The organism is Peptostreptococcus stomatis DSM 17678 (assembly GCF_000147675.1).
GTDB classification, from domain to species: domain Bacteria; phylum Bacillota; class Clostridia; order Peptostreptococcales; family Peptostreptococcaceae; genus Peptostreptococcus; species Peptostreptococcus stomatis.
In genome coordinates, this window is record NZ_ADGQ01000071.1 from 47,165 (window position 1) to 71,172 (window position 24,008).

21 protein-coding genes are annotated in these 24,008 nt (G+C 39.0%); 19 read left to right on the forward strand and 2 right to left on the reverse strand.

Annotated features, from left to right (window positions below; translation table 11 throughout):
* Positions 1-8: 8 nt before the first annotated feature.
* The 8 genes from HMPREF0634_RS08365 to HMPREF0634_RS08400 all read left to right on the forward strand — a co-directional run bounded on the left by HMPREF0634_RS08365 (position 9) and on the right by HMPREF0634_RS08400 (position 8,227).
* Positions 9-1,754 carry an ABC transporter permease gene (locus HMPREF0634_RS08365; RefSeq protein ID WP_007791101.1) on the forward strand — a complete coding sequence of 582 codons (1,746 nt, stop codon included), beginning with the start codon at positions 9-11 and terminating at the stop codon, positions 1,752-1,754.
* A gap of 225 nt (positions 1,755-1,979) precedes the next feature.
* Positions 1,980-3,206: an ABC transporter substrate-binding protein gene (locus HMPREF0634_RS08370; RefSeq protein WP_007791112.1), complete on the forward strand. Its 1,227-nt coding sequence runs from the start codon at positions 1,980-1,982 to the stop codon at positions 3,204-3,206.
* Between the two features lie 54 nt (positions 3,207-3,260).
* On the forward strand, positions 3,261-3,956 hold the full coding sequence (locus HMPREF0634_RS08375) for a GTP-binding protein (RefSeq protein WP_007791133.1): 696 nt from the start codon (positions 3,261-3,263) through the stop codon (positions 3,954-3,956).
* Positions 3,957-3,973: 17 nt separating this feature from the next.
* Entirely contained in the window at positions 3,974-4,969 is a 996-nt protein-coding gene (locus HMPREF0634_RS08380; RefSeq protein WP_007790925.1) for an ATP-binding cassette domain-containing protein, read from the forward strand.
* Between the two features lie 24 nt (positions 4,970-4,993).
* Positions 4,994-5,674 carry an alpha/beta fold hydrolase gene (locus tag HMPREF0634_RS08385; protein WP_007790978.1) on the forward strand — a complete coding sequence of 227 codons (681 nt, stop codon included), beginning with the start codon at positions 4,994-4,996 and terminating at the stop codon, positions 5,672-5,674.
* Between the two features lie 205 nt (positions 5,675-5,879).
* A complete protein-coding gene (locus tag HMPREF0634_RS08390; RefSeq protein WP_007791019.1) occupies positions 5,880-6,872 on the forward strand; it encodes an ABC transporter substrate-binding protein in 993 nt (330 codons plus the stop codon).
* A complete protein-coding gene (locus HMPREF0634_RS08395) occupies positions 6,856-7,605 on the forward strand; it encodes an ABC transporter permease (RefSeq protein WP_007791037.1) in 750 nt (249 codons plus the stop codon). The genes HMPREF0634_RS08390 and HMPREF0634_RS08395 overlap by 17 nt, the downstream gene beginning before the upstream one ends.
* Positions 7,606-7,627: 22 nt before the next feature.
* Positions 7,628-8,227 carry an ABC transporter ATP-binding protein gene (locus HMPREF0634_RS08400; RefSeq protein WP_007791065.1) on the forward strand — a complete coding sequence of 200 codons (600 nt, stop codon included), beginning with the start codon at positions 7,628-7,630 and terminating at the stop codon, positions 8,225-8,227.
* 42 nt (positions 8,228-8,269) lie between these two features.
* On the opposite strand, the gene HMPREF0634_RS08405 is transcribed toward HMPREF0634_RS08400, so the two are convergent.
* The gene (locus HMPREF0634_RS08405; RefSeq protein ID WP_007791059.1) at positions 8,270-9,331 is read right to left on the reverse strand and encodes a cell wall-binding repeat-containing protein; all 1,062 of its coding nucleotides are present in this window, start codon (positions 9,329-9,331) and stop codon (positions 8,270-8,272) included.
* A gap of 326 nt (positions 9,332-9,657) precedes the next feature.
* Here HMPREF0634_RS08405 and HMPREF0634_RS08410 point away from each other — a divergent pair, with 326 nt between their 5' ends.
* The 9 genes from HMPREF0634_RS08410 (at position 9,658) to trxB (ending at position 20,174) form a co-directional block, all read left to right on the forward strand.
* Positions 9,658-10,860 (forward strand): FprA family A-type flavoprotein, encoded by a 1,203-nt coding sequence (locus HMPREF0634_RS08410; protein ID WP_007790907.1) that lies wholly within the window; start codon positions 9,658-9,660, stop codon positions 10,858-10,860.
* Between the two features lie 89 nt (positions 10,861-10,949).
* Positions 10,950-11,411: a dCTP deaminase/dUTPase family protein gene (locus HMPREF0634_RS08415; RefSeq protein WP_007790900.1), complete on the forward strand. Its 462-nt coding sequence runs from the start codon at positions 10,950-10,952 to the stop codon at positions 11,409-11,411.
* A gap of 303 nt (positions 11,412-11,714) precedes the next feature.
* Positions 11,715-12,623: a quinolinate synthase NadA gene (gene nadA, locus HMPREF0634_RS08420; protein ID WP_007791055.1), complete on the forward strand. Its 909-nt coding sequence runs from the start codon at positions 11,715-11,717 to the stop codon at positions 12,621-12,623.
* Entirely contained in the window at positions 12,624-13,934 is a 1,311-nt protein-coding gene (locus HMPREF0634_RS08425; RefSeq protein WP_007791016.1) for an L-aspartate oxidase, read from the forward strand. It abuts the gene before it with no gap.
* Complete coding sequence (gene nadC / locus HMPREF0634_RS08430; RefSeq protein ID WP_040565935.1) at positions 13,903-14,751, forward strand: carboxylating nicotinate-nucleotide diphosphorylase; 849 nt, start codon at positions 13,903-13,905, stop codon at positions 14,749-14,751. The genes HMPREF0634_RS08425 and nadC overlap by 32 nt, the downstream gene beginning before the upstream one ends.
* A 174-nt stretch (positions 14,752-14,925) precedes the next feature.
* Positions 14,926-16,176: a DNA polymerase Y family protein gene (locus HMPREF0634_RS08435; protein WP_007791084.1), complete on the forward strand. Its 1,251-nt coding sequence runs from the start codon at positions 14,926-14,928 to the stop codon at positions 16,174-16,176.
* A 169-nt stretch (positions 16,177-16,345) separates the two neighbouring features.
* Positions 16,346-17,785 (forward strand): decarboxylating NADP(+)-dependent phosphogluconate dehydrogenase, encoded by a 1,440-nt coding sequence (gene gnd / locus HMPREF0634_RS08440; protein ID WP_007791115.1) that lies wholly within the window; start codon positions 16,346-16,348, stop codon positions 17,783-17,785.
* The gene (gene zwf / locus HMPREF0634_RS08445; RefSeq protein WP_007790929.1) at positions 17,775-19,148 is read left to right on the forward strand and encodes a glucose-6-phosphate dehydrogenase; all 1,374 of its coding nucleotides are present in this window, start codon (positions 17,775-17,777) and stop codon (positions 19,146-19,148) included. The genes gnd and zwf overlap by 11 nt, the downstream gene beginning before the upstream one ends.
* Before the next feature lie 99 nt (positions 19,149-19,247).
* Positions 19,248-20,174: a thioredoxin-disulfide reductase gene (gene trxB / locus HMPREF0634_RS08450; RefSeq protein ID WP_007790995.1), complete on the forward strand. Its 927-nt coding sequence runs from the start codon at positions 19,248-19,250 to the stop codon at positions 20,172-20,174.
* Positions 20,175-20,249: 75 nt separating this feature from the next.
* Here the strand turns inward: trxB and HMPREF0634_RS08455 are convergent, their stop codons facing one another.
* The gene (locus tag HMPREF0634_RS08455) at positions 20,250-21,014 is read right to left on the reverse strand and encodes a PepSY domain-containing protein (RefSeq protein WP_007791137.1); all 765 of its coding nucleotides are present in this window, start codon (positions 21,012-21,014) and stop codon (positions 20,250-20,252) included.
* Positions 21,015-21,142: 128 nt separating this feature from the next.
* Between HMPREF0634_RS08455 and trkA the strand changes: the two genes are divergently transcribed.
* Together trkA and HMPREF0634_RS08465 are read left to right on the forward strand one after the other, a co-directional pair.
* Positions 21,143-22,525, forward strand: a complete 1,383-nt coding sequence (gene trkA, locus HMPREF0634_RS08460) for a Trk system potassium transporter TrkA (protein ID WP_276324360.1) — start codon at positions 21,143-21,145, stop codon at positions 22,523-22,525.
* A gap of 20 nt (positions 22,526-22,545) precedes the next feature.
* On the forward strand, positions 22,546-23,997 hold the full coding sequence (locus HMPREF0634_RS08465) for a TrkH family potassium uptake protein (protein WP_007791126.1): 1,452 nt from the start codon (positions 22,546-22,548) through the stop codon (positions 23,995-23,997).
* Positions 23,998-24,008: the final 11 nt, after the last annotated feature.

Here is a 24,008-nt window from a genome sequence, read left to right on the forward strand (position 1 = left end):
GTGATACTATGTTCAAGAACTTTAAAAACCCTATTTTTAAGCAGGTTTTCTATTTTAACTTGCTCTATGCGAATCCCACTATAACAGCCAATGCTATGAAGAAAAAACAATATGGAGATACTCCAGAAGATATATTTAGGCGCCTATTGATGAAGTCATATTTAATGTCTAGTGTTTTTGTCTTAGTGGTATATACATTGATATTTTTGGTTATACCCCTTAATAAGGCACCCTATTATTTAGACTATACCATCTTGGTATTTTTCTTATTGTGTATACTTCAGACATTTACATATTTCTTTAATGTATTTTACAACAGTAAGGATATTGAGGGCTATATGTCGCTGCCAATAGAAGAAAGTTTGGTCTACAGGGCAAAGATGGCTGTAGTAGCTATAGCTACTATCCAGATGGCCATACCTATATGGTCAATAACAAGCATTTATGGATTTAAAATGGGCTTAGGTTATATATCCATACTTTATGGTTTTCTTGACTTTGTCTTGGCTGGCTCTCTTGTAGTTATAGTGAATATGATCTTGATGGAGGGGCTAGCTAAGACCTCAGTCCTATCCAAGTTTAAAAACGGCATAATAACTGCAATAAACATAGTGGCAACTCTGGCTAATATATCCATAATAGTCTTCTTGCAAACCACATCTAAGGCAAGGATTCTATCCTCTCAAATTGAAGGACGAGTGGAGTATGGCTTTATATCAAGTCTGGCAAAGTCGCACATGGGCAACCTTGGACTAATACTTGTCCTAAGTCTAGTTATATTGGGTATATATGCCCTTATAATGAAGTCTGTAAATGGAAGGTTTTACGACTATATAAGGAAGATACAGGATGGGTCTGGTCAAAAGAAGAGGCCTGCCAAGGAAAATATGGAAGCCAGCCATAATAAAGTGGCCTTAGAAAGCATCAGTGATTTTAGTATAGGAAGTGAAAATGGAAGTGAAGCAAGAATAGGACTTGGCCTAGCCAATGAAACTAGTCAGACAAAGGAAGATAAGAAGGGACAAGCATCTGGTTTAGGGTTTAGTCTATTCAAGTATAATCTTAGCCTGATTAATGAGCCTACTGTAATCACACAATCAATTGTTATGAATTGTGCCATGCCTATATTCTTGTTTCTACCTGTTTTAATGGATATTAGGAAAGAAGCCGCAACACTAGAATTAATAAGGACTAATAGTGGAATGGCAGCAGTCATAATAGCACTTGTAGTAGCTATATTTATTAATGCATTTTCAACTACTTTGTCAAGTATTGTGGTATCTTTGGACAGGGAAAACTACTACTACATAAAGAGTCTGCCTATTAGCAGGAAACAATACTTTATGTCCAAGTTAATAATATCTACAGGTATCAATTCCATACTTCCTATGATATTGATATTAGGGGTTTATATATATGTAGGCATACCGGTGTTTGATATAGTTTATGCCCTTGTCTTATATATAATACTATGCCTATCAATATCTTCATTATGGTTGATTTATGACTTTAAAAATGTTGTAACAGACTGGCAAAATGTATCTGATATATATGGTAGGTTAAACAAGGCCTTAGTCTTTGTACTTACATTTTTAATATTTATTGTATGCTTTGCAATGGTAATGTTACTAAGCTTTGTCCTAAGCTTAGGTCTTGGAACTCAAATCAGGAGCGCATTTACCATATTAATACTTATATTTGCAATCTTCTCCCTATCTAGGGTGAGGAATTTTACGAAAAAGTCCGGTTACTAAAGAGGGATAGATAATAGTCCATCACGGGTGATTAGAGGGGTGCAAGTTCTTATGTTTATAAGATGCTTGTATCCCCTATTTTTATAAAAATGAAATTTGGTTGCATTTGCAATGTTGTTTTTGATTTTTTTGGTGTATATTATAAATAGCGGATAATATAAGTAGAAAATATAAGACAAAAAGTATATAAAAGATTTAGAACAATTAAACTTAGGAGGTAGTTTTATGAACAAGTATTTTTCAATAAATGACAAGATATACGATATAGTAGAAAAGAATCCAAGGGCTCTAGAATTCTTGACAGCCAACGGGTTTGAACAGTTTATGGACCAGTCTATATTTGATAAGATGGCCAAAACTGTCAGCCTGTCAATGGCCCTTAAACTAAAGAGGATGAACTTAGAACTTTATGAAGAAAGGCTGGTTTCATACCTGGAAAGTGAGTCTACAAGTGTGGATAAGGACCTAATAGAAGAAATAAAGATATCCAGGTCAGATATAAATGTAGAAGGTGTCCTACCTTGTCCTATAAGGATTCCCCTACTGGAAGGTTTTGAGATGTGGCTAAAGGACAATAGGGACAAGTATGCCTACTCGATTGGCTATGAATTAAAGTCTGCCAACCTAGGCCTTGACTGGATTAAGGACCAGGTTAAGACTGGTGATGTAGACCAGATACCTGATATACTGATGTCAGCAGGTTTTGACCTGTTTTTTGATAGGGAATTGATGGGTCAGTACCTGGACAAGGATGTATTTGAGGCGGCTACTGATGAGATGAACAGTGACTTCTGTAATGACTATATTGACTTGAGAGACCCTAGCAAGAAGTACCTTATAACCGGTGTAGTTCCAGCAGTATTCCTGGTAAACCTTGACGAGCTAAATGGCAGGGAGGTCCCTAAGACTTGGGATGACATCTTGAGTCCAGAATTTGAAGACTCTGTAGCAGTTCCAATGGGAGACCTGGACCTATTCAATGCCTTGGTGGTTAACCTATACAAGGAATATGGTATGGATGGTATCACCAGGTTGGCCAGATCATATAAGAAGAGCCTACACCCAGCCCAGATGGTAAAGGCTAAGTCCAAGGGCAAGTCAGAAAATCCAGCAGTAAGTATAATACCATACTTCTTTACCCAGATGATCCAGGGCAATAACCAGGTGGCAGTTTGGCCTGAAGATGGGGCAGTAATCAGTCCAATCTTTATGATAGCCAAGAAGGATAAGAAGGAAAAGACTCAACCAATAATAGACTTCTTTATGTCAGAAGCAGTTGGTAAGGTGTTTTCAGCCAATGGTAAGTTCCCATCAACAAACAAGCTGGTAGACAATGGCCTAAGCCCAGACCAGAAGTTTAAGTGGGTAGGCTGGGACTTTATAGAAAAGACGGATATAGGTGCCTTGTTGAGAGACTTGGAAGCCAAGTTCAATGAGGATATCCTAAAGTAGGTTTGAGAAAAACCAGATAGAGATAGACTGCTTATTTAAGAGAAAGGGATAATTATGAATCTAGTAGTATTTTCTGGTCCTCCTTCATCAGGTAAGACCAGTGTAATTATAAAGACAATAGACGCCTTGAAACAACAGGGCATAAAGGTAGGGGTAGTCAAGTTTGACTGCCTATATACAGACGATGACGCCCTATATGAAAGGGCTGGTGTCCCAGTGAGAAAGGGCCTATCAGGGGCCCTTTGTCCAGACCACTTCTTCGTATCAAATATCGAAGAGGTAGTAAAGTGGGGTACAGATAATGACCTGGACCTACTTATAACAGAGTCAGCAGGTCTTTGCAACAGGTGTTCCCCATATATCAAGGAAATAAAGGGTGTGTGTGTTATCGATAACCTTTCAGGTATTAATACACCAAAGAAGATAGGGCCTATGTTAAAGGCTGCAGATATAGTAATAATCACAAAGGGAGATATAGTATCCCAGGCAGAGAGGGAAGTTTTTGCATCAAAGGTAAATTCAGTAAATCCGACTGCCATAACTATGCATGTAAATGGACTTACTGGCCAGGGAACTTATGAGCTAAGTACCCTACTAATGGACGAAAAAAAGGAAATATCTACAGTTAAGGGTATGAAGTTGAGATTTCCAATGCCATCTGCCCTATGTTCATACTGCCTAGGAGAAACCAGGATAGGCGAACAGTACCAGATGGGTAATGTAAGAAAAATGGACCTAGAGGACAAGTAGGGGATGGAGGAATTAAAATGAATGAAATAGAAAAGTTGAAAATTGCGGACATCTTAGAAAAGTATCCTTTTGTAGAGTCCTATTTTGAAGAAAATAAGTTGGATGTTGCAGGTTTTGAGGACAAGACCTTTATAGAGTTTTTGGACCATTTTTCACTAGAGGAAGTGGAGGATATGGCCCTGGACCTTAACAAGATGACAATAGACCTGGTAGAGTACATCAAGCAAATGAAGTCCTTTTTGGGTATAGAGGATGCCAACACCGTAGATGTATTGACTATTATACCAGGCCAGGACAAGTCTGGTAACAAGGAAGGTTTTGATAGGTTAGATATAAAAAAGTCTGAAATGATAGCAATAGTTGGGCCAACTGGTTCAGGTAAGTCAAGGCTTTTGGCCGACATAGAGTGGACTGCCCAGTGTGACACACCTACTAAGAGGACTATAATGATAAATGGAGAATATCCGGACAAGAAGTGGAGATTTTCTTCAAACAACAAGCTGGTAGCCCAGCTATCACAGAACATGAACTTTGTAATGGACCTGTCTGTAAGAGACTTCCTAGAATTACATGCAAGGTCCAGGATGGTAGAGGATATTGACCAGACAGTGGACAAGATAATAGAAGAGGCCAACAAGCTGGCTGGAGAACAGTTCAAGATGGACACCCAGATAACTGCCTTGAGTGGTGGCCAATCTAGGGCCCTGATGATAGCAGATACTGCCATCCTATCATCTTCACCAATAGTCTTGATAGATGAAATAGAAAATGCAGGTATAGATAGGAAAAAGGCCTTGGAATTATTGGTATCATCTGATAAGATAGTCTTAATGGCAACACATGATCCTACCCTTGCCCTATTGGCAGATAGGAGAATAGTTATCCAGAATGGTGGTATCTTTAAGATAATTGAAACTAGCCAGGAAGAAAAGGAGAAGTTGTCAGAACTAGAAGAAATGGATAGGAAAATCCAAGAAATGAGAAGGGCCCTTAGGTACGGTGAAAGAGTATAGGCCTGAGGGGGATCGGGTGATATTATGGATATTAAGCATTATTATATTGAAAAGGGGCAGGGAGAGCCATTGATTCTCCTTCATGGAAATGGGGAAGATTCTACCTATTTTGTAAACCAGATAGACGAATTTTCTTCCTACTATAGGGTGCTAGCTCTTGATACAAGGGGACATGGCCAGACACCAAGGGGTGAGGCTTCCTTTACAATCAGGCAGTTTGCCGATGACTTATTGGTATTTTTAGATAGGATGAATATTCAAAAGGCCAATATACTTGGTTTTTCTGATGGGGCAAATATAGCCATGTGTTTTGCATCCAAGTACCCTGAAAGGGTCTTGAAGCTAGTCTTGAATGGTGGAAATCTGGATACCCAGGGTATAGAGCCGGATGTTCAAACACCGATTGAAAATGCCTATGAAGCAGCAAAAAGAGACTCAGATAAGAGTGAAAAAGCAAGGGCAAAAATGGAGATGCTTGGCCTAATGGTAAATGACCCTAATATAACAAGGCAAGAGTTGGATAATATAGTTGCAGAAACACTTGTGATTGCTGGAACTGAGGACTTGGTTAAAAAAGACCATACTGAGCTTATTGCCGGTCAAATAAAGAAGGCAAGCTTGAAATTTGTAGAGGGTGACCATTTTGTGGCCAAGGAAAATCCTAGAGACTTTAATTGTTCAGTTAAGGACTTTTTGCTTAAATAAAGCATTAGGGAGAGCAAATATGTTAATAAGAAGGGCAAAATTAGTTGAACTTGATTCAATAATGGGGCCATCCAAGGATTGCCTACCAGCTTACATGTATTAATAGGGTCTAATATTAAGTTGGAAATATATTGAAAACAATAGCTAGTTGTGATATTATTTCAATTAGGAACTTATTAATATTTTTGATAAAGGAGTGACTTAGATGAAAAAGAAATTAGCGGTTTTTTTAGCAGCCCTACTAGTGATTACTGGTTTGACTGCTTGTGGACAAAAGGAAAAAACGACAAGTGAACCTGCTGTTACTGCGAAGGTTGCAGCCCTGAAGGGACCTACCAGTATGGGTATGGTAAAGATGATGGCAGATCAAAAGGATGCAAAGGAAAAGGATTATGACTTTACAATAGCTAGTTCACCGGATGAGATAGCGCCAAAGTTTTTAAAGGGTGAATTTGATATAGTAGCCCTGCCATCAAATTTGGCATCTATCCTTTACAACAAGAGTCAGGGTAAGCTTCAAGTCCTAGCTATAAATACCCTAGGAGTCCTATACTTGATGGAAAATGGAGACACTATAAAGTCTATTGCCGACCTAAAGGGTAAGACAGTCTACTCAAGCGGTAAGGGGGCTGTGCCAGAATATGCCTTTAACTATATACTTAAGGCGAACGGCCTAAACCCGGATACAGACCTAAGGGTTGAGTACAAGTCTGAGCATACAGAGGCCCTGGCTGCCCTGCTTAATGACAAGTCTGGTCTGGCAGTTTTACCACAGCCATTTGCAACGGTTGCCAGTTTAAAAAACAAGGGCTTAAGACCAGCCTTAGACCTAACGAAGGAGTGGGACAAGGCAAGTAAGAATGCTAAGAGCACAATGATTACAGGTGTAGTAGTTGTAAACAAGGATTTTGCAGCCAAGTATCCTGAAAAGATTAAGAAGTTTATGGCTGACTATAAGGCTTCAATAGACTATACTAATGATAATATTGATGATGCAGCCAAGTTAATAGAAGAAAATGATATAGTTCCTGCAGCAGTTGCCAAGAAGGCTATACCACAGTGTAATATTACCTATGTAGACGGGTCTGATATGAAGGACAAGTTGAGTGGGTATTTACAGGTCCTATTTGAGGCAAATCCTAAATCTATAGGAGGCAAGATGCCTGCTGACGATTTCTACTATGTACAAAAGAAATAGTAAATTATATATACTGGCTATAGCCTTTTGGTTGTCAATTTGGCAATTAGTCAGTTCTTTGATGGGGCAGGAGATACTTTTAGTATCTCCTCTTTCTGCTTTATCCAGGTTGGGACACCTTTCTCTGGAAGCAGACTTTTGGAAGACGGTGTGGTATTCGTTTTCTAAGATTAGCCTTGGTTTCTTTTTAGCCTTTATATTAGGTATTGGCATGGCCCTATTAGGGGCAAACTTTAGGGCTTTTAGGGTCTTAATCCAACCCCTAATGGCTACAATTCAAGCAATACCTGTAGTTTCCTTTATCATACTATGTCTAATATGGGTGTCATCAAGAAACCTATCAGTTTTAATATCATTTTTGTTGGTCTTGCCTATAATCTATACCAATGTTTTGACCGGTATAGATAGTATAGACTCATCATTCATGGACCTGGCCAAGGTTTTTAAGATGAAGAGGTCCAAGATAATCAGGTATATTTACCTATCTGAAGTTTATCCCCACCTCAAGTCTGCAACCTATGTATCCTTGGGCCTATGTTGGAAGTCTGGTATTGCAGCCGAAGTAATAGGTATGCCAAATATGTCTATAGGTGAGAAACTTTACCAGGCAAAGATATATCTTAGTACGGGCGACTTATTTGCCTGGACCCTGGTTATTATAGTTTTGAGTGTGGCCTTTAGGAAGGTCTTTATGGCCTTGATGGACAGGCTGGTTGATAGGCTGTCTATATAAGCTTTTTTGGGTAGGTGATATTATGAATATTTTGATGGAAAAAATAAATAAGGCCTATGGAGACAAGGAAGTCCTTAAAGACTTTACAGCCAAATTTCAGGAGGGTACAGTTACCTTTATCACAGGGGAGTCGGGTATAGGTAAGACTTCTATTATAAGGATTTTGATGGGGCTGGAAGTCTACCAGTCTGGTAGTATAAGTGGCATGGAGGACAAGCAGGTATCCGTGGTCTTCCAGGATGACTGTCTTTGTGATAAGCTAAGTCTATATAAAAACTTAAAGATGGTCCTAGATGGTCTGGAATACAAGGACCAAGATTTAGGTGGACTTTTAGATATGTTCGGATTGGGAGACTATGACCACAAGAGGGTGGCTGAGCTTAGTGGTGGTATGAAGAGGCGTTTAGCCATACTAAGGGCTATCCTATATCCCCACAATTTAATGATTATGGATGAACCCTTCAAGGGTTTGGATGTAGAAAATAAAAAGCTGGTAATGGGCCAGGTAGGTAAAAGTCTGGTGGGGAAAACTGCAATTATTGTTACCCATGACAAGACTGAAATAGATTTTTTTAGGTCAATTGAAGGCCTTGCAATAAGGGAAATAGATATGAAAAAATAGGGTTGATTTACACCAACCCTATTAATATTTTAGCTAGAGGGCTTATAAGCCTTTTAACTCATTTTCAACCTTCTTGGATACTGATTTTTCACCACCAACTATAATTATATTCTTTATGTCATTAGCCTGGATAAAGGCCTTAGTATCCTCATTTAGCTTGTCTGGTCTTGTAAGCAGGATAACTCCATTACTAAAATTAGCAACAGTACCAGAGGCAAGGGCATCAGGATAGTTAGTAGAATCTACTATAACAGCAGTATTAATATATGGCTTAAGGACTGTCTTGTAGGCCTTGGCAATTTCTACGGCTGTTTTATACCTGTCTGGACCGGAAATCCTACCTGTGTATAGGTCTGAGCCTTTACCAAAGTAGTCTTTATCATGTGTATTTAATCCGTCAAGGTCTTCTGGGTAAGTTTTGACTTTTTTTGGAATAGAGTCATTACCACCTATAATAAACCTCCAACCTTCAAGATTATCATTCATATTAAGTTTATATGATCCTACAAAACAAGTTCCTTGTTCCCTCATTAGTTTGGCTACAAATGGTATAGAGGATAATAGGTCTGGGAATTTTTGGTCATTTACAAGTATGCCATTACTGAGATCGCCCCTAAAATGTATATCTGGAAATAATATACTGAATAGAGTTAGGTCCATGTCATTAGCGATTGAAAGAAAATCTTTACCCTCATACCTATCATAAAACCTACTATATTTGAATCTATTTGCCTTTAAAGTCTTTTCAAGTGAATTATTTAAAAGCTTGTAGTCACCCATTATATAGACACGATCAACATCATTGATTTTTAACCTATTTAGGATAGACTTGGATATACCAGACTTAGGTACAATATAGAAGGGTGCCTTTAAGGCTGTTGCCATATATGACCCGTAAAGAGCAGTCCTAAAATCATTACCAGGTGCTAGTACAGCCTGACTGGCGTATGACTTGCCAAAATAATTTTCTTGAACTTCTATGGCCGTTTCATACCTATCGGCTCCAGCAAATCTAGTTACATACCTATCGGCACTAGCAACAGATGGTAGCAAAAAGGCTAAGGCACAAGATAAAATAAGTGATTTTTTCAATCCTTTAATCATAGTAGATACCCCCTTGAATAATGTATAAATATTTAATCATAATCTGTAGATATATAAAAAATATCTACTATAATAATTATACAATTTATAAATCAAATTAACAAGATAAAGGGCAAAAATTATAGTTATAGGTGGCAAAAATTAAGCCTTCTAAGAGGAAATCTCCTAGGCCTATATTTAAAGTAAAGCTATTGAAAATAGCTAATTTTATTACTTATTAAATTGTGTTGGCAGATAGGTGATATTATTGTATAATATAGGCTAGGAGAAGTTCGTATATTAAATTTAATTTGAAATATGTGGTTGTTGAAGGAGGAAATTATTTCATGAATACAGTAAGTGTAGAAATTTTAAAAGACTTGTACTATATTGGTGTTAACGACAGGGATACAAATCTTTTTGAAAATATGTGGCCATTGCCAGAGGGAGTAGCCTACAATTCGTACTTGATAGTTGACGAAAAGACTGCCCTACTTGACACTGTAAAAATAACTAAGGTTAATGGATTTATTGAAAATCTAAAGAAGAACCTAAATGGTAGGGACCTGGACTATCTGATAATCCACCATATGGAGCCTGACCACTCAGGTTGTTACCTATCAGTTTTGGATGTATATCCAAACCTTACTTTTGTTGGTAACAAGAAGGCCAAGGCTATGTTTAAGGACTACTTGGATATGGAGCCTGAAAACTTTATTGAAGTAAAGGATGGAGAAACCCTATCTTTAGGTAAGAGAACCCTTACTTTTGTTAATACTCCAATGGTTCACTGGCCAGAATCTATGGTTAGTTATGAATCTACAGACAAGATCTTGTTCTCACAGGATATCTTTGGTGGTTTTGGTGCCCTAAATGGTACAATCTTTGATGATGAAATGAATTTCGACTTCTTCAGAGATGAAATGAGAAGATACTATTCTAATATAGTTGGTAAGTATTCTAAGCAGGCAGCTAAGGCCCTAGAAAAGGTAAAAGCCCTAGATATAAAGGTTATATGTCCAGTTCACGGTATTGTTTGGAGAACACACCCAAATATGATAATTGACGAATATATAAGATTAGCCAACCAGGTTAATGAAGAGGGTGTAGTTATAGCTTATGGTTCTATGTATGGAAATACAGAAAAAATGGCCGATACTTTGGCTAGATACCTGGCAGAAGAAGGTATAAGTAACGTTAAGGTGTTTGATGTATCTAAGACTCATGTATCTTATATACTTAGCGAAATATGGAAATACAAGGGCTTCATACTAGGAAGTTGTACATACAACAACTCTGTATACCCTAATGTAAACCAGTTGTTGTACACTTTAAGAATGAACAAGTTATCAAACCATATCCTAGGAATCTTCGGTTCTTATGGATGGAGTGGTGGAGCTGTCAAGGAATTGACAGAATTTGCTTCTGAAGGTGGTAACTTCGAAGTTCTTCCAACTGTTGTTGAAACTAAGGGAACTTTAAAGGAAGAAGACGATGAAGGTCTAAGAGCTATGGCTAAGGAAATGGCCGAAGCCCTAAAAAATAGCTAGGAAAAATTTTAAAAGTATTGCTAGCTGGATGAATAGACTTGTCCAGCTAGACTTATGTAATAGAATAATTAGAATAAGAGGTTTAATGTATGAGAGGTTTTGAACTAGTTTCAGATCAACATAGAAAACACCCGGACTGCAATATACTTATCCCCCAGAGGGGGACAGCCAAGTCAGCGGGTTATGACCTGTGTACACCGGTTGATATAGTTATACCGGCCAGGGGACAGTCAGGTGTGATTTTCACTGATATAAAGGCCTATATGGAGGCCGATGAAGTATTGACAACTCACGTAAGAAGCTCTATTGGTATGAAGAGGGGTCTAGTCTTGGCCAATACTACAGGTATTATAGATTCAGACTATTATTCTAATCCAGACAATGATGGCAATATAGGTTTCATGCTTAGGAACCTGACTGATGAAGAGGTTATCATAAAGGCTGGAGAGAGGGTAATCCAGGGAATATTTATAAAATACCTGATAAGTGACCATGACCAACCCAAGTCTGAAGAGAGACTTGGTGGGGTAGGGTCTACTGGAAAAAAATAGGTTAAAAAGCTTTAAAGAGACATATATTAATGCTATAATAAGCTTGTGTGCGTATGAACGTAACAAAGTCTAAAAACCAAACAAGGGCCGGATTCGAAAGATGGTCCAAGTGAAAAAGTCACTGTATTCATTTGATATGAGGGATGAATAGGGTGGCTTTTTTCGTATATGATTTAGGAGAGCGTAAGATTTTTCCCCTTTTCCTATTCACATTTTAGGATATGTATAGTATTATGTATATGTTAGTGTATATACATATAGATATGTACAAACCAAACAAGTCTTATATGTTGAGGAGGATATATGGAAAGGGAAGTTTTAAAAGAAAAAATTTTACGTTTAAAAGAGGAGAAGGACGTCCTGATCCTAGCTCATTTTTATGCTAATAGTGAGGTCCAGGATATAGCTGACAAGGTTGGAGACTCTTTCAAACTGGCCAAGGATGCTCAAAATGCTGATAATAAAATTATCTGTTTTTGTGGTGTCAATTTTATGGGAGAAAGTGCTAAGCTATTGAATCCAGACAAAAAGATATTGATTCCAGATATAGAGTCAGGCTGTGCTATGGCAGACATGGTCAATTTGGATGACCTGGATGGAATCAAGGAAAGATACGATGATGTAGCCATAGTTTCATATATAAATACCAAGGCGGATGTAAAGTCTAAGAGTGATGTCTGCGTTACTTCTTCAAATGCAATGAAGATAGTATCAGGCCTGCCAAATAAGAATATATATTTCTTGCCGGACAGGAACCTGGGAAGGTATATAGCAGACAAGCTACAAGACAAGAATTTTATCTTCCATGAAGGATATTGCAAGTACCATAACTTTGTAGACTATGAAGAGGTCAAGGCCCTGAAGGAAAAATATGCTTATGATGTTTTAGTACATCCAGAGTGTACGAGTGAGGTTGTTTCCTTGGGTGACTGTGTTGGTTCTACCAAGGCCCTTTTGGACTATGTTGAAAAAACTAAAAAGGCAGGATATATTGTATGTACTGAAGAAGGAATTTTGCACCAGATGAACAAGGTATCACCTAAGAGTGAATTTATTATACCGACTTCTATGAAAGCATGTGAGGATATGAAGAAGAATAGCCTGGAAAACTTGTACAAGGTATTAGTAGATGAGGGACCAGAGATTGTCCTGGATGAAGCCATAATGGAGAGGGCCAGTCAGCCCCTTAAAAAGATGATGGAGATGAGTTAAATGAAGGAATTTTATGATATTGTGATAGTTGGTAGTGGAGCGGCAGGCCTTTCTTGCGCCCTGAAGTTAAACCCTGATTATGACATATGTTTAATATCAAAAAAAAGTATGGCAGAGGCCAATTCATACCTGGCCCAGGGGGGTATATCAGCCAAGCTTGCCCATGAAAATCTGGATGACTATATAGAAGATACCTTAAAGGCAGGCCACTATGAGAATGATGTGGATGTAGTCAGGGCCATATTGGATGAATCTTTAGATGTAGTCGAAGAATTGACAGGCTATGGTGTCAATTTTGACAAGCTTGACCCGGATACCTATAGCCTCCACAAGGAAGGTGGACATAGGTCGGCTAGGGTCTACCATGTTGGAGATTTCACTGGTAGGTCTATGTGTGAGGTTATGGCAGAAAGGGTAAAGGCCAGGCCTAATATAGATACTTGTGAAAATACGACTTTCTATGACCTGATAATTGAGGATAATAAAGCGGTAGGCATAAGGGTATTTGTCGATGGCCTGTATAAGAATATATATGCTAGGGCAGTAGTCCTGGCCACAGGAGGTATAGGTGGTATATTTAATTCATCAACTAACTACAAGTCGGTATCTGGTGAGGCCTTGTCTATAGCCATGAAATATGGTGTGGAGGTCTCTAATTTAGAATATATACAGATACACCCAACAGTCCTATACGATAAGGCTATGGGAAGGCATAGTTTGATTACCGAGGCCCTGAGGGGAGAAGGAGGCATCCTACTTGGAATTAATGGTGATAGGTTTATTGACGAATTGCTTCCTAGGGATGTAGTCAGTAAGGCCATCAGAAAGAAGATGGAGGAGGACCAGACTGACCATGTTTACCTATCACTTGAAAATATAAGGGATAGGGAAAGGATTGATGAAAGATTTCCGACGGTTTTCCAGGCCTGTATGGACAAGGGGATAGATATCAGGAAGGATATGATACCCGTATGCCCAGGCCAACACTACCATATGGGTGGTATAAGGGCCCAGATAGATGGTAGGACTAGTCTACCAGGCCTATATGCCATAGGAGAGACGTCTTGTACAGGCCTACATGGAAGAAATAGGTTGGCGTCAAACTCCCTTTTAGAAGCATGTTTTTGTGGTATGAAGTGTGGTGAAGGCCTAAATGCTTCATTGCCAGACTTCAAGGCCCATATGGAAGAAAATAGAGAAACTAGAAATATAGATGATATAATTGCTGACTACCATAAGATTTTGGTGGATACAATAAAGGAAAGGAACCACGATTTTTATGAATACTGGCTTAAAAATGAGGATGCTTGATAAGATAAAAGAGAGTCTACTTGAGGATATTAGCTACAAGGATATCAGTGCCGATGCCATAATAGATGAGGATAGGATGGCCAGGGCTGACTTGATAGCCAAGGAAGAGGGGATTGTATGTGGTTTGGAAGTCTTTTACCAGTCTTTTAAAATCTTGGATGAAGGGGCAAAGTTTACTTGCTCCCACAAGGATGGAGATAGGGTTTACAAGGGTGACAAGATTGGTATAGTTGAATGTAAGGCCCAGGCCATGCTCTTGGCTGAGAGGACAGGCTTAAACTTCCTTCAAAGGATGAGTGGTATAGCTACCATGACTAGGTATATGGTGGATGCCCTAGGTGATGAATCAGTCAGCCTAGCCGACACCAGGAAGACTGCCCCAGGACTGAGGGTATTTGACAAGTATTCCGTAGAGGTTGGTGGTGGAAAGAACCACAGATACAACCTATCTGATATGGTCATGCTAAAAGACAACCATATAGGCGTTGCAGGTGGTATCAGGCAGGCTGTTGAAAAGACAAGGGCCAAGATATCCTTCTCAAAAAAGATAGAGTTAGAGGTGGAAAACCTGGACCAGGTTAGGGAAGCCCTTGATGTAGGTTGTGACATAATAATGCTGGACAATATGTCTATAGGCCAGATTAGGGAGGCTGTAGATCTTATAGGAGGCAAGGCCCTTATTGAGGTATCTGGTAATATAAGTCCAGATAATATAGGTGACTACAGGGGCTTAGGTATAGATATTATATCTTGTGGTGCCCTGACTCATTCGGTAAAGGCCCTGGATATCAGCTTAAAAAATATGGATATAATTTAGTTTTAAGCTTAGAACTTCTTTTAGCAATTTGGATAAACTGCTGGGAGGGGTTCTTTTTTTTATGAGTATTTATTATTTACCTATCCAGAAATATTTACTAAATTACAAGTATGGTGTAAAATATAGTTAAAAGAACATATGTTCTTTTAACTATATTTTTTAGGGGGTGTTTTGGTGAAGGACAAGGTATTTTTTCATATAGATGTAAATTCTGCCTACCTAAGTTGGGAGGCAGCCAATAGAAAAAAGATGAATATAGGAGGGCCGGACCTTATAAATATTCCATCTGCTGTAGCTGGTAATCCAGAGAGACGGAGTGGCATAATTTTGGCCAAGAGTCAGTCGGCCAAGAAGTTTGGTATAAAGACGGGCGAGCCAGTAGGTATAGCCAGGACCAAGTGTCCCAACATATACCTGGTTCCACCAAATTTTGACCTCTATGTAGAGTATTCCAACCTATTGATGGACTTTTTGAGGACATATTCTCCAAGCGTTTACCAGTATTCTATAGATGAGGCCTTTGTGGACATGACTGGAACCCAGAGGCTCTTTGGAAATCCAATGGACTGTGCTGATACTATTCGCCAGAGGGTAAGGGAGGAACTAGGATTTACCATAAATGTTGGTGTTTCTGATAAGATGGTCCTGGCCAAGATAGCAGGTGATTTTAGCAAGCCGGACAAGACCCACACACTTTTCCAGTCGGAGATAGAGGAAAAGATGTGGCCCCTTCCGATTGAAGACCTCTTTTTCGTGGGTAGGAAGACCTCTAAAAAACTTAGAAGTCTGGGTATAGAGACAATAGGTCAGTTGGCCAATACAGACATAAATTTTATGAAGAGGCACTTTAAAAAGCATGGCCTAGTCATCCACAACCATGCCAATGGTATGGATGGCTATGACTTCTTCCAGAAAACAACTGCCAATAATAGGTCTGTGGGTAATTCAACTACTACATCTAGCGATATATACAGTTTTGAGGAGGCCAGACACTGGATTTTGGCCCTTAGTGAGACTGTATGTGCCAGATTGAGGAGGAAAAACTCTACGGCAGCTGTCGTATCTGTAGAGCTGGTTGATAGGGATTTTAAGAGGGGCCAGGCCCAAAAATCCCTAGGTTTTAGGACCAATAGGGTTAGTGATATCTATGAAGCGGCTTGTGAAATTTTCAAGAGCCTTTGGTGGGGTAAGCCTATTAGACATATAGGCATAGCAACCAGTAAGGTCCAGGGAAAAAATTCAAACCAACTTAGTTTTTTCAACCAGCTTTCTAGTAAAGAAGAAAAGCTATATACAGCCATGGACGATATAAGGGCCAAGTATGGTGATGATTCTATCAAGAGGGCTAGTTTTCTGAGGGGAGAGGCAGACCATATGGAAGGAGGAACTTCCAAAAATAAAAAGAATGGCCTAGTCTATTTGTAGGGGGAATCCCAGGGAATACCTTAGGGCTGGATAAAAGGCTAATGAGAATAGAATTCAAAAAAACTGGGAAGAGGCTTGTCATAATGATTAAATGTCTGGCTTTTGGTGTATAAGAATAATATGAATCTTATACAAAGAGTAAGGATTAAAACGAAAGTGAGGAATATAGATGAATAATATAGGTGTAATTGGCCTATCTGTCATGGGTATGAACCTAGCTCTAAATATGGCAGACAAGGGCTATAAGGTTTCTATCTACAATAGAACAACATCAGTTGTAGATGATGTAATGAGAGACCATGGACATAAAAATTTCACACCAACCTATGACCTAGAGGACTTTGTCAAGTCTCTTGAGAGGCCAAGAAGGGTCTTTCTAATGATAAAGTCAGGCAAGCCAATAGACATGGTTATAGACCAGCTGATGGGTCTCCTAGATGAGGGAGATATAATAATAGATGGTGGAAATTCTTATTTCAAGGATACAATAAGGAGGTCCAACTACCTGGAGGACAAGAAGATAAACTACCTAGGTGTTGGTATATCAGGTGGCGAAGAAGGGGCCAGGTTTGGACCAGCTATCATGCCAAGTGGTAATAAAGAGGCCTATGGACATGTAAAGGATATATTTGAAGATATCTCAGCCAAGGCCTATGGAGAGGCTTGCTGTAAGTATATTTCTACCGGTGGATCTGGCCACTATGTCAAGATGGTCCACAATGGTATAGAATATGGTGATATGCAACTTATAAGTGAGGCCTACATGCTACTTAGGGATATAGGTGGCATGGACAATAGTCAGATACAGGAGGTCTTTGAGGCCTGGAACAAGACTGAGCTAGAAAGCTACCTGATAGAAATAACAGCCAATATACTTAAGGTTAAGGAGGCAGATGGATCCTACCTGGTAGACAAGATTTTAGACAAGTCGGCCCAAAAGGGTACTGGTAAATGGACCAACCTGGAGGCCATAGACCTAGGGGTTGATGTATCGGTAATCACTGCAGCCCTAAATGCCAGGTATATGTCCGGCCTAAAGGATGAGAGGGTTAAGCTGTCTACAATTATAGGTGAAAATAAGGCTGAATTTGCAGGCAAGAAAGACCTTCTAGACCTTATGGGACTTAATAAGGAAGACCTAGTAGACCTGGTTAAAAAGAGTCTATATGCTTCCAAGATAGTTTCTTATGCCCAGGGTTTTAAGCTACTTAGTGTGGCTGAAAAAGAGTATGGCTGGGACCTGAATTTTGCAGATATAGCAAAGATATTTAGGGGCGGATGTATAATCAGGGCCAGGTTCCTGAATGATATATCGGCAGCTTTTGACCAGGACAAGGATGTGGAGAATTTGTTGATGACAGACTTCTTCGCAAAGGAAATTAATGATAGGCTAGCAGACCTTAGAAAGCTAGTGGCTATTGGTGCCATGGGGGGCATTCCAATAACTGCTATGTCAGCAGCCTTGGCTTATGTCGATACGTATAGGTCTTCAAGACTAGGTGCCAATATCATACAGGCACAGAGGGATTATTTTGGGGCCCATACATTTGAAAGAGTAGATGTGGATGGAGTATTCCATCATGATTGGATAGATGAAGATGAAAAATAAGGGAATAATAATATTTGGAGGAACAGGGGATTTAGCTTATAGGAAGCTACTTCCAGCTTTATATAATTTGCATTGTCTAGGCCTACTGCCAGAAGACTACAAGGTAGTTGGTGTAGGTAGGAGAGACTATAGCAAGGAAGACTATATTGAAATAATAAGAAAATGGACTAGTGAATTTTCTAGGTTAAAGTATACAGATAAAGACTTTTTTGAGTTTTCAAAGAGGATTATCTACTACCAGATGGATATGACTAAGGTTGCCCAGTATAGGAACCTACTAGCTGACCTGGACTATGTAAATGGCAGGACAGAGAGCGGGTGGACTTACTATTATGCAGTACCACCTAAGATTTTCGGCTTTATAACTGATGGTATTAGGCTGGCAGGCTGTCCTTTAAAGGGGGCCAAGGTAATAATAGAAAAGCCATTTGGTGACACTATGGATGCAGCAGAATATATTTATAAGAACCTGAAGCAGTGCTTCTCACAAGAAAATATATTCTTTATAGACCACTACTTGGGTAAGGAAATGATAATAAATATAATGACCCTAAGGTTTGCCAATGCTATCTTTGGTGGTGTATGGAATAGGAATTTTATAGAGAAGGTTGAAATAAATGCCTTTGAAGAAGTTGGAGTAGGTACTAGGGGTGGCTACTATGACAAGAGTGGGGCCATGGTTGACATGGTACAAAACCACTTGTTCCAGATCCTGTCTATAGTGGCAATGGAAAGACCAACAGATAGCTCGCCTGAAGCCATAAAGGCTGCCCAGACTAAGTTGTTCAAGGAACTAAAGGATATAGAAGACCCTCACAAGATAGACCAGTTACTAGTGATGGGCCAGTACAAGGGTTATTTAGAAGAAGACAAGATAGACCCAGAATCTACTACAGAAACATATGTGGCCCTTAAATTAGGCATAGAAAATGACAGGTGGAGGGGAGTTCCTTTCTACCTAAGGACAGGTAAGAAGATGGGACAGAAGAAGAGTGAGGTAGTGATTAGCTTCAAGTCTACTGCGGGGGGTGCCCAGTCAAACAAGCTGGTAATAGAGATACAGCCAGATGAGGGTGTCAAGCTAGACTTCAATATAAAGAAGCCAGGAACAGAAAATACTATAGAAAAGGTTGATATGGACTTCTGCCAGAGTTGTGTATTGGAAAATAGACAAAACACACCAGAAGCATATGAAAGGTTATTGATGGCTTCTATGGACGAGGATAGGTCTTTATTCTCCCAGTGGAACCAGATAGAGATTTGCTGGAAGTATATCAACAGGATAATGGAAATATACCATAGGTTCTCTGACAAGCTTCATGTATATGAACCAGGCCAAGAGGGTCCTTTGAATAATTTTTAGTATATACATTTAGTATATACATAAAGTAAAGAAATATACTATAATAAAGAGTATGGTATGAGTGAAGTTACTTTATTAGACAATATTGGAGGTAGAAAAATGAGTGAAGTTAAGGTTCATGATATAGTAATAATCGGTAGTGGCCCAGGTGGTATGACAGCCGGTATTTACGGTGGAAGGGCAGAATTGGATACAGTAATTTTGGAAAAGAACTTCCACGGTGGCCAGATGGTTTCTACTACAGAAATAGAAAACTATCCAGCCATACCTGAGACTAATGGTATCCAGTTAGCCAATGATATGTTAGCCCATGCAAAGAAGTTTGGGGCAAAGATTGACTACAAGGGAGTAGATTCAATAGAGGTGCTAGAAGACGGCACAAAGAAGTTGATGGCAGGCGGTGAGGAAATCTTAACTAAGACAGTCATCCTATCAATGGGGTCTACACCAAGAAAGTTGGGTCTAGACAAGGAAGACAAGTTTACAGGTAGGGGCCTGGGCTATTGTGCGACATGTGATGGTGGTTTCTATAGAAACAAGGTAGTAGCAGTGAACGGTGGTGGAGACACGGCTGTTGAAGATGCCCTATACCTATCAAGAATAGCATCTAAGGTATACCTGATCCACAGGAGAGACGAGCTAAGAGCCAACAAGACACTACAGACAAGGCTAGCTGAGTCGAATGTAGAGGTTGTATGGAACAGTACAATCAAGGAAATCCTGGGTGAAGAAAAGTTAACAGGTGTAATAACTGTAGACAAGACAGACCAGTCAGAAAGAAAGATAGAATTAGACGGTCTATTTGTGGCCATAGGTGGTATACCTACTTCAGGCCTAGTAGATGGCCTAGTAGACTTAAATCCACAGGGATATATAATAACTGGTGAAGATTGTCAGACAAGTGTAGATGGTATTTATGCAGTTGGTGATATTAGGGTTAAGTCTCTAAGACAGGTAATAACTGCAGCCGCTGATGGGGCTATTGCAGTTCATGCGGCGGAAAAATATATATTAGAACACCAGTAAAATAAAAAATGTACCGACATCTAAATGGTTAGCCTTTAAGCTAACTTTTGGTCTCGGTACATTTTTTCATATAAATTATTCCTGGTTTGTCTGGCTACTTGATCCCGTATTATCACTACTACCAGCAGTATCACTGTTTGAACTAGTACTAGTATCTGTAGAACTAGTCTGGCTTGCTTCCAGGTCGGCCTTTGTCAAGGTCTTGCCTGTAGTAGCATCTACCAATATAGTCTCTGAATTCTTTGCATCCCCACCATATAGCTTGAATGAAAATACATTCTTACCATTTTTTGCAAATAACTGGTAAGATAGGACCTGTGTATAATTCTTAGCAGAAGCCTTTGTGGCTACCTGGGCGGCCTCATCTACGTCCATAAGAGTAACAAAGCCTAGTAGGTTAGACTTCATTTCAGCGCTTGCCGGGCCATTATCAGTCTTGCCCAATACAGTACCAGTCTTGGCATCTATAGTCATAGTCTGGCTGACACCCTTTTTAGATATAACCTCTAGCGTATAGATATACTTCTTTTCAGTCTTGGCTTCCTGAGAATCTTCCTGCTTGTCAGTCTTTACAGGGACTTCCTTTTCTTCTAGACTTACAGATGATACACTACCTGCCTTTTCAGCAGTTGTAAATTTTAATAGGGCAGCCTGTAGGCCTATTAATTTTTCTGACTTTAGCTCAGTTACTAAGCTAGGTCCAGATGCCTGTTGCTCCTTACCACCATCAGCATTTTTAGAACCACATCCTGCCAGGGATAGGGTCAAGATAGAGCACATAGAAAGTGCTAACAATTTTTTTTCTATTCTTTTTCTGGTATTATTTTTTGAAATTTTCATATCTATCTCCTCATCGAATATTAATCAATAGTAGGTATATTATACTATAAAATTTAAATGATAGTAAAGTACTAAAAAAAAATCACAGCATGTGGTATAATATTCAAATGAAGATATAAACACGTTAGTTGTGGAAGGAGAAAAAAGTGAAAATAGTAATAATAGGTGGAGGAAAGGTTGGATCTAAACTCTCTGAGGAATTGTCTAATGAATCTCATGATGTAACAGTTATAGAGCAAGATATAGATGTAATCAACAGAATAAATTCTAACCAGGATGTTGCCTGCATAAATGGAAATGCTATTAATCGTGAAATACTAAAAGAGGCTGGCGTAGAAGAGGCAGACCTCTTAATTGGGTGTACCTCATCTGATGAAATAAATATGTTTTCTTGCTTGTTTGCTAAAAATCTAGGGGCAAAGAATACCATAGCAAGGGTTAGAAATCCTGAATATTACAGTCAGTTAAATTATATAAAAGAAGATCTGGGTCTAAGTATGATTATAAACCCAGAGTTTGTTGCGGCCAATGTAATCTCAAGAATATTGAGGTTCCCGTCTGCAATCAAGGTTGAAACCTTTGCCAAGGGTAAGGTTGAAATAATGGAGTTTAAAATATATGAAAACTCTAACCTACCTGGCATGCAGATGAGGGATGTAGTTAGGACTTTTGGTATAAAAGTCTTGGTTTGTGCCGTACAGAGAAGGGATGAAGTTTTTATACCAGACGGTACTTTTATCTTTGAACAGGGGGACAAGTTGAGTATAGCGGCCAGTCATGAGGACTTGGAAAAGTTCCTAAAGAAGGTGGGAGGTCTTAAAAGAAAGGTCAAGACAGTCATGATAATAGGTGGAGGAAAGATTGCCTACTACCTATGCAAGAGTCTTGAAAATATAAATATTAAGACTAAGATTATAGAAAGAGACAGGAAGACTTGTCATTTCCTGGCCCAGAACCTGCCGAAAGTCGATATTATACATGGGGATGGTACGGACAACCAGATACTAGAGGAGGAGGGTATCCACGAAGTAGATGCCTTTGTATCCCTTACTGGTATTGATGAGGAAAATATAATTATGTCCATGTATGCGGATTCCAAGGGGGTTTCCAAGGTTATCACAAAGATAAGTCAGTCTACCTTTAAGGATATGATTGACACCTTTAATCTAGATACAGTAATATCACCAAAAGAATTGACAGCCACTAGGATACTACAGTATGTTAAGGCTATGAATAATTCCTATGGTAGCCAGTTAAATTCCCTATACAGGATAGTAAATGACAAGGTTGAGGTATTGGAATTCTCGGTAAGTGCTACAGGCAGGGTAGTCAACCAGCCATTGAGAGATTTGAAGTTCAAAAAGGGTATGTTGATAGCCTGCATAGTACGTAATGGTAAGATTATAATACCGGGTGGAGATGATAAGATCATGGTTGGAGATAATATTATAATAGTGACTTCAAGCCTTAAAATAACTGATATAGAAGATATACTAGAAAGAAATGTATAGGTTTATTTAGGAGAATTAAGATGAATTATGAAATGATGGCCTATGTTCTGATGAACATAGCCAAGGTGGAAGGTTTTTTGATGCTTATACCTGCCATAGTATCTTTGATATACGGGGAAAGGGATGTGGCACTTAAGATTTTTGAGATAGCCCTGGTCTCTGCCGGTGTTGGTATGGTATTTACAAGAAAAAGACCTACCAGGTCTGAATTGTTTATCAAGGATGGTCTCTTGATAGTAGGGCTGGCCTGGATTATATTTTCTATTATAGGGTCTATGCCTTATTTCCTAACAGGAAGCATAGCCAGTCCAATAGATGCATTTTTTGAAACAGTATCTGGATTTACAACTACTGGGTCTACCATCCTTACCGATATAGAAGCACTTCCAATAGGAATCCTATTTTGGAGGTCCTTTACCCACTGGATAGGTGGTATGGGTGTATTGGTATTTGTTATGGCTATAATACCTCTATCAGGTGGAAATACCATGAATATAATGAGGGCAGAGGTACCAGGCCCTACAGTGGATAAGTTGGTTCCAAAGACTAAGCAAACAGCGAAGATTTTATACTATATCTATATAGCCTTAACTGCCTTGGAGGTTATTTTACTAATGTTGGGTGGTATGCCATTTATAGATAGTTTGACAAATTCGTTTTCTACTGCAGGTACGGGTGGATTTTGTATGAAGGCCGATAGTATCGGTTATTACAATAGCGCCTATGTTGATGGTGTCATTACAGTCTTTATGATTCTGTTTGGTATAAACTTCAACCTCTTTTACCTGGTATTGTTGAAGAAGTTTAAACGTATATTTAAGAGTGAAGAACTGAGGGCCTATATAGCAATTATAGCAGTGGCCATAGGCATGATCACTTGGAATATATATACTATGTATGGTAGTGTCTTGACATCCTTTAGGTATGCAGCTTTCCAGGTTGCTACTATAATAACTACCACAGGTTTTATGACTACTGACTTTAACCTATGGCCTACTTTTTCCAAGGGAATTTTATTGTCACTTATGATAATAGGTGCCTGTGCAGGATCTACTGGTGGAGGTATAAAGGTATCCAGAGTCCTGATTACCTTCAAATATATAAAGTCAGAGATAAAAAAAGTTATTCAGCCTAGGTCCGTAAGTAATATTACCATGGATGAAAAATTGATAGATGATACGGTGACAAAGAATGTGTCAGCATATCTTTTAATATATACCATTATAATTATAGTATCATTTATATTGATTACCCTAAATGAGTTTGACCTCGAGACATCTTTGACTTCGGTCATTACTTGTGTAAACAATGTAGGGCCAGGTTTTGGTAAGCTGGTTGGGCCAACTGGTAACTTTTCAGTTTTTTCAACTTTTTCAAAGCTGGTCTTGAGTCTGGATATGCTACTGGGTAGGTTAGAAATATTCCCAATCCTATTTTTATTTAGTCCAAGGATATTTAATAGGCGTTTTTAAGATAGGTGTAA